We start from the raw sequence: 6,858 nt of genomic DNA on the forward strand, positions 1-6,858 counted from the left end.
ACCGGCAGGTGGTCCCTGAACCGGGAGAACCACCCACCCCGGAGGGTCAGGGCGCCCGGCGGACCCCCTTGGCGAGGTCGGCCGCCAGGGACCGTACGGCCGCGAGGCCCTCGGAGAGGTCCTCGTGGTCGAGTAGCCGCTGGACGAACGCGGAGCCGACGATGACCCCGTCGGCGAACGCGGCGACCTCCGCGGCCTGCTGGGCGTTGGAGACGCCGAGCCCGACGCAGACGGGGAGTTCGGTGGTCGCGCGGGTGCGGGCCACGAGCCCGGCCGCCTGCTCGCCGACGCTCGCCCGGGTGCCGGTGACGCCCATCAGGGAGGCGGCGTAGACGAAGCCGCTGCCGGCCGAGGTGATCCGGGCCAGCCGCTCGTCGCGGCTGGAGGGGGCGACGACGAAGACGGTGGCCAGGCCGTGCGCCTGGGCCGCCTTGCGCCACACCTCGGACTCCTCCACCGGCAGGTCGGGCAGGATGCAGCCCGCCCCGCCCGCGTCGGCGAGTTCCGCGGCGAACCGCTCGGCGCCGTACCGGTCGACCGGGTTCCAGTACGTCATGACCAGCACCGGCTTGCCGCTGGCGGCGTGGCCCTCGCGGACGGTGCGCAGCACGTCGGCGATGCGGACGTGGTTCTTGTTGAGCGCGATGTCGTCCGCGGTCTGGATGACCGGCCCGTCGAGCACGGGGTCGCTGTGCGGCAGCCCGACCTCGACGATGTCGGCGCCGCCCTCGAACGCCGCCTTGACCGCCTCGATGCCGCCCTCGACCGTCGGGAAACCGGCCGGGAGGTACGCGACGAGCGCGGCGCGGTGCTCGGCCCGGGCCTGGGCGATGGTCTGTTCCAGAAGCGTGATGGTGCCGCTCACTTCGCGTCCCCCTCGTCGTAGAGCCCGAAGTAGCGGGCGGCGGTGTCCATGTCCTTGTCGCCGCGGCCGGACAGGTTCACCAGGATCAGGCCCTCCGGGCCCAGGTCGCGGCCGATCTCCAGGGCGCCGGCCAGCGCGTGCGCGCTCTCGATGGCGGGGATGATGCCCTCGGTGCCGGACAGCAGCCGCAGCGCCTGCATCGCCGCGTCGTCGGTGACGGCGCGGTACTCGGCCCGGCTGGTGTCCTTGAGGTAGGAGTGCTCCGGGCCGACGCCCGGGTAGTCCAGGCCGGCCGAGATCGAGTACGGCTCGGTGATCTGTCCCTCGTCGTCCTGGAGGACGTACGACCGGGAGCCGTGCAGGATGCCGGGCTCGCCGACGGTCAGCGTCGCCGCGTGCTCGCCGGTGGCCACGCCGTGCCCGGCCGGCTCGCAGCCGACCAGCCGCACGGACGTGTCCGGCAGGAAGGCGTGGAACAGGCCCATGGCGTTGGAGCCGCCGCCGACGCAGGCCACCGCGGCGTCGGGCAGCCGTCCGGTGCGCTCCAGCAGCTGGCGCCTGGCCTCCACACCGATCACCCGGTGGAAGTCGCGGACCAGCGTGGGGAACGGGTGCGGGCCGGCCACGGTGCCGAACAGGTAGTGGGTGCGGTCGACGTTGGCGACCCAGTCCCGGAACGCCTCGTTGATCGCGTCCTTCAGGGTGCGGCTGCCGGACTTCACCGCGATCACCTCGGCGCCGAGCATCCGCATCCGCGCCACGTTCAGTGCCTGGCGCTGCGTGTCGATCTCGCCCATGTAGATCGTGCACTCCAGGCCGAACAGGGCGCACGCGGTGGCGGTCGCCACGCCGTGCTGGCCCGCGCCGGTCTCCGCGATCACCCGGGTCTTGCCCATCCGCTTGGTGAGCAGGGTCTGGCCGAGCACGTTGTTGATCTTGTGCGAGCCGGTGTGGTTCAGGTCCTCCCGCTTGAGGAAGACCCGCGCGCCGCCGGCGTGCTCGGCGAACCGCGGCACCTCCGTCAGCGCGCTGGGGCGGCCCGCGTAGTTGACCATCAGGTCGTTGAGCTCGGCGGCGAAGGCCGGGTCGGTCTTCGCCTTCTCGTACTCCGCGGCGACCTCGTCCACGGCGGCGACCAGCGCCTCCGGGATGAACTTGCCGCCGAACGGGCCGAAGTAGCCCTCCGGGGTGGGCACGGAGCCCTCCGGGTCGGGCAGGAAGAAGGTGTGTTCGTCTGGCGTATCGGACATACGTGTCCCCTGGGGGGTGTGGTGGTCGGGCTGACAGCTGCTGCGCGGCTCAGCCGCGGCGCCATCGCCTGCCGTTCACCTGACCCGGCTCGCAGCCGATCACGTACCTCACCCGTCGCCCCAGCACCCGCCGCGCGGGCGCGCGGCAGCCCCGGGGTTTGCACCCGGGTGCGAGACGTTGGGCGATGGCCATGCCCCGCAGTCTAGCTGGCCGGGCGGACCTCCCGGGCTCGGCGGTTCCGCCGGTTCCGGGAGGACGGGGCGCCTCGGGGGGTCAGTCCCGCCCGTGCCGCAGGGCGGGGTGCGCACCGGCCGCCACGAGATCGGCGACGGCGGTACGGGGATCGCGCCCCGTGACGAGCGACTCGCCCACCAGCACCGCGTCGGCACCGTCGTGCGCGTAGGCGATGAGGTCGTGCGGGCCCCGCACTCCCGACTCCGCGACCTTGACGATGTGGTCGGGGATCTCGGGCGCGACCCGGGCGAACGTGTCCCGGTCCACCTCGAGCGTCTTGAGGTTGCGCGCGTTGACCCCGATGATCCGGGCACCCGCGTCGACCGCCCGCTCCACCTCCTCCTCGTCGTGCACCTCGACGAGCGGCGTGAGCCCGATGGACTCGGCCCGCTCGACGAGGGAGACGAGGGCGGCCTGGTCGAGCGCGGAGACGATGAGCAGCGCGAGGTCGGCGCCGTAGGCGCGGGCCTCCCACAGCTGGTAGGCGGTGACGATGAAGTCCTTGCGCAGCACGGCCGTGTCGACCTTCGCCCGGACCGCTTCGAGGTCGGCGAGCGACCCGCCGAAGCGGCGCTGCTCGGTGAGCACGCTGATCGCCGCGGCGCCGCCCGCTTCGTAGTCCGCCGCGAGGGCCGCCGGGTCCGCGATCGCGGCCAGCGCGCCCTTGGACGGGCTGGAGCGCTTGACCTCGCAGATCACCTTGACGCCCTCGCCGCGCAGGGCGGCCACGCCGTCGCGGGCGTCGCGCGCCTTGGCCGCACGCTCCTTGAGGTCGTCAAGGGAGACCCGGGCCTGTCGCTCGGCGAGGTCGGCTCGTACTCCGTCGATGATCTCGTCGAGCACACTCACGCGAGAACTCCCCTTCCGGCCGGGTCGAGCAGCGAAATGATCAAGCCAGTGGCGGTTGACCGCCGGCAACCCGATGGTATCGGGCGGTGGCCTCGGTACCCGAATCGTGCCATGTCCGGTCCCACCACCTGGACGAATGCCGTCACGGCCGCCGTGCCGGTCAGGGCGCGAGGGCCGCGCCGAAGGGCAGGTTCCGGACAACCGTGAAGGCGAGGACCAGCGCGCCGATCGCCCAGCGCCACGCCGGCCGCACGTTCGGCTCGAACGGCTTGCCGCGGACCGCGCGCACCACCCAGAGCACCCAGACGACGGCGAGGACGGCGTATCCGGCGACCGCCACCGCGTTGCAGCCGAGCGCGGTGCGGACGTGGCCGTGCACGAGGGCGTAGGCGCCGCGCAGGCCGCCGCAACCGGGGCAGTACACGCCGGTGTAGTACAGCAGCGGGCAGGCCGGGTAGTGCCCGGGCGTGTTCGGGTCGACGCTGCCGACGTAGGCGAAGGCCGCCGCCACGCCGCCGAGCACGCCGAGCGGTACGGCGGCGCGGCGCAGGGCGGCGCGCGGGTCGCGGCCGGTGCCGCCGGGGGACCGCGGGCCGGGGGTGGCCGCGCGGGCGGGAGCCTCGGGGGTGAGGTGGGTCACAGCGCCGATTCTGCCCCGGGACGCACGAAGGCGCAGCGCGCGGAACGAGGTCCGGGCGGCTGCGCCCTGCGAGGTACTACGAGGTACTACGAGGCCCTGCCGGGTCCCGCGGCGGGCGGATCGGCCGTCGAGCCGCCGCCGAACGTGGTGCGGTCCGGCCGCTCCCGCCGGCTCGGCCGCTGATCCGGCTGAGCCGTTCGGCCGGTCGGGCCCGTCGCCGGTTCAGACGCCGGCGTGGGCGCGGGACTCCTCGGTGGAGGAGCTGTCGCTGCTCGCGATCGGCTTGTACGTCTGGCCGAGGCCCATCAGTTTCATGACCCCGCCGACGACGACGCCGAGGGCGGCGATCGCCATGCCCACCCAGAAACCGGCCGTGTTCGCCGCGACCATGAAGCCGCCGGCCACGCAGAAACCGACGAACGCGATGATCACGCCGGTCCAGGCGGCGGGCGTGTGTCCGTGGTCGTGCTGTGCCGCCATGAGTGCTCCCTGCTGAGTCGGGTCGGGGCGTCCTGCGCCTCCCACTTCGTCCCCCATTGTTGCGCGTGCGGGGGGTGGGGTGTGCACCGGGGTCGCGCGCGTCGGCCGCGGGCCGGGCACACCGCCCGAAGCGCGGCCACGGGCAGCCGCCGTCAGCGTGCGGCGGGCTTCTCCGCGTGGCCCGCGGCGGGGTCCTCCGTGGGGTCCTCGCCGCGGTCGAGGGCCTTCCACAGGTCCTCGGGGCGGTCCGGGTCGACCGCGGGGGGCGCGGACGCGCGGGCGGCGCGGATGCCGGGCCGGTCGTAGCGGCTGGACATCGCGGGCCACCGGGAGCCGTGGCGCAGCGCGATCAGCCCGGCGAGGAGGAGCAGCAGCCCGCCCGCGACGGAGACGAACGGCCAGCCGGTGGTGCTGGTGTGCGCGGCGGTGGCGTGGGTGAGGCTGGTCGCGGTCGCGGCGGCGGAGTCCAGGGCGCCGTGGTCGCCGCGCCGGGTGAGCGCGGTGACGGCGGCGCCGAGGCCGCTGAGCGTGAGCAGCGCGGCGACGACGTAGCGGCCGACCCGGCGCACCGCGAAGATCGCCACCAGGGAGGCGAGCCCGACCAGGGCGAGCGCGCCCGGCAGTGCGGTCATCTGGCTGCCGCCCGCGTGCACCGGCATGGCGTGCCCCGCGGAGGAGGCGGTGCCGTGCGCCCAGGTCTTGCCCGCGGCCAGCAGCACCAGGCTCGCGCCGAGGACACCGCAGGCCAGCGCGACGGCGAGGGCCCGGTAGGCGGTGCGGCGGTCGGAGTCGGCACGCCGTACGACACCGGGCCCGGCGGGGTCCGCCGGCTCGGGCCCGGCGTCCGGCGCGGGCTGCTCGGTGGACGTCACGGGTTGCTCAGGCGCGGCCGAAGACGTGTTCACCCTTCCACTATCCCCTGCCCGCGCGGCGCCCCCTCGGCGGGGGGCAGGTCCGGGTGCGGGTCCGGGTACGGCCCGGGGGCGGGTCCTGCCGCGGCACGACGGGAGCGCGGGGGGATCGCGCGTAGGTCATGGGGAGTCCGCGCGTCCGCCACGTGAAGGTAAAGCGGAGATCGCCGCCCGCTTCTTGTTGACGTGTGCCCGTCAGACATAGCGTTCCGCCCGTCCCACTGTTCCCAAAACCGCACAGAAATCCCAGCGTTCACACACGCTCCTCGGTTCCCCCCACCACAGGAGGCAGTCGCTTGCGCTTCACCCTCGGCACCCTCAGCCCGACGTCCGTCCGTACCGGCCTCGCCCTCACCGCAGCGGCGGGGCTCGCCGCATCCGGTCTCGCCCTCGCCTCCTCGGCGCAGGCGGCCCCGGCGGTGCACGGCCTGCGGACGGCCCACTCCTGCGCCACCGCCACGACCGCCGGCCAGATGGCGTGTCAGGCCGTCAAGGTCACCAGCGGGGCGAGCACGCTGGCCAGGTCCAGCGGTGCGGTCAACCCGGCCGCGGCGCCCTCCGGCTTCGGCCCGGACGACCTGCACGCCGCCTACAACCTGCCCACCACCGGCGGTTCCGCCGCGACCGTGGCGATCGTCGACGCGTACGACGACCCCAACGCCGAAGCGGACCTCGCCACCTACCGCTCCACCTACGGCCTGTCGGCGTGCACCACCGCCAACGGCTGCTTCAGCAAGGTCGGCCAGAACGGCAGCGCCTCCTCGCTGCCCAGCGCCGACGCCGGCTGGGCCGAGGAGATCTCACTCGACCTCGACATGGTCAGCGCCACCTGCCCGCAGTGCCACATCCTCCTGGTGGAGGCGAGCAGCGCCTCGATGACCGCGCTGGGCACCTCGGTGAACACCGCGGTGTCGCTGGGCGCGAAGTACGTCTCCAACAGCTACGGCGGCGGGGAGTCCTCGTCCGACTCGTCGTACGACAGCTCGTACTTCGACCACCCGGGTGTGGCGATCACCGTCAGCGCGGGCGACTCCGGCTACGGCGTGGAGTACCCGGCGGGCTCGCAGTACGTCACCTCGGTCGGCGGCACCTCGCTGACCGCCGACTCCTCCGCCCGCGGCTGGAGCGAGTCCGCGTGGAGCGGTTCGGGCTCGGGCTGCTCGGCCTACGACGCGAAGCCGAGCTGGCAGACGGACAGCGGCTGCTCGAAGCGCACGGTGGCCGACGTCTCCGCGGTGGCCGACCCGAGCACCGGTGTGGCGGTCTACGACACCTACGGCGGTGACGGTGGCTGGGAGGTCTTCGGCGGCACGAGCGTGTCCTCGCCGATCATCGCCTCGGTCTACGCGCTCGCCGGGACCCCGTCGTCCGGCTCCACGCCGGCGTCGTTCCCGTACAGCCACACGTCCTCCCTCAACGACGTGACCAGCGGGTCGAACGGCTCCTGCAGCACGTCCTACCTGTGCAGCGGCGCCAGCGGGTACGACGGCCCCACCGGCCTCGGCACCCCGAACGGCCTCACCGCGTTCACCGGCTGAAGCCGAACGGGTCCGCCCGGGCAGCCGGTTGGGCTCGGTTCCCCGCGCCCCTGGGGGGTGCGGCTCTTCCGCGGAAGAGCCGCACGAACC

The 6,858-nt window shown here is 74.1% G+C and carries 7 protein-coding genes; 1 reads left to right on the forward strand and 6 read right to left on the reverse strand.

Annotated features, from left to right (window positions below):
- Positions 1–46 precede the first annotated feature (46 nt).
- From trpA to AB0399_RS34250, 6 genes are all read right to left on the reverse strand, one after another.
- A complete protein-coding gene (trpA, locus tag AB0399_RS34225; RefSeq protein ID WP_329370507.1) occupies positions 47–865 on the reverse strand; it encodes a tryptophan synthase subunit alpha in 819 nt (272 codons plus the stop codon).
- The gene (gene trpB / locus AB0399_RS34230; RefSeq protein ID WP_366413933.1) at positions 862–2,115 is read right to left on the reverse strand and encodes a tryptophan synthase subunit beta; all 1,254 of its coding nucleotides are present in this window, start codon (positions 2,113–2,115) and stop codon (positions 862–864) included. The genes trpA and trpB overlap by 4 nt, the downstream gene beginning before the upstream one ends.
- A gap of 274 nt (positions 2,116–2,389) precedes the next feature.
- On the reverse strand, positions 2,390–3,199 hold the full coding sequence (gene trpC, locus AB0399_RS34235) for an indole-3-glycerol phosphate synthase TrpC (RefSeq protein ID WP_328462881.1): 810 nt from the start codon (positions 3,197–3,199) through the stop codon (positions 2,390–2,392).
- A gap of 160 nt (positions 3,200–3,359) precedes the next feature.
- Positions 3,360–3,749 (reverse strand): DUF2752 domain-containing protein, encoded by a 390-nt coding sequence (locus tag AB0399_RS34240; RefSeq protein WP_366413935.1) that lies wholly within the window; start codon positions 3,747–3,749, stop codon positions 3,360–3,362.
- Between the two features lie 312 nt (positions 3,750–4,061).
- Positions 4,062–4,319, reverse strand: a complete 258-nt coding sequence (locus AB0399_RS34245) for an HGxxPAAW family protein (protein WP_329370503.1) — start codon at positions 4,317–4,319, stop codon at positions 4,062–4,064.
- 152 nt (positions 4,320–4,471) lie between these two features.
- A complete protein-coding gene (locus AB0399_RS34250; RefSeq protein ID WP_366413934.1) occupies positions 4,472–5,224 on the reverse strand; it encodes a TIGR02234 family membrane protein in 753 nt (250 codons plus the stop codon).
- 302 nt (positions 5,225–5,526) lie between these two features.
- Here AB0399_RS34250 and AB0399_RS34255 point away from each other — a divergent pair, with 302 nt between their 5' ends.
- Positions 5,527–6,768, forward strand: a complete 1,242-nt coding sequence (locus AB0399_RS34255) for a peptidase S8 (RefSeq protein WP_329370499.1) — start codon at positions 5,527–5,529, stop codon at positions 6,766–6,768.
- Positions 6,769–6,858: the final 90 nt, after the last annotated feature.

The organism is Streptomyces sp. NPDC088194 (assembly GCF_040702025.1).
In the GTDB taxonomy this organism is placed as follows: domain Bacteria; phylum Actinomycetota; class Actinomycetes; order Streptomycetales; family Streptomycetaceae; genus Actinacidiphila.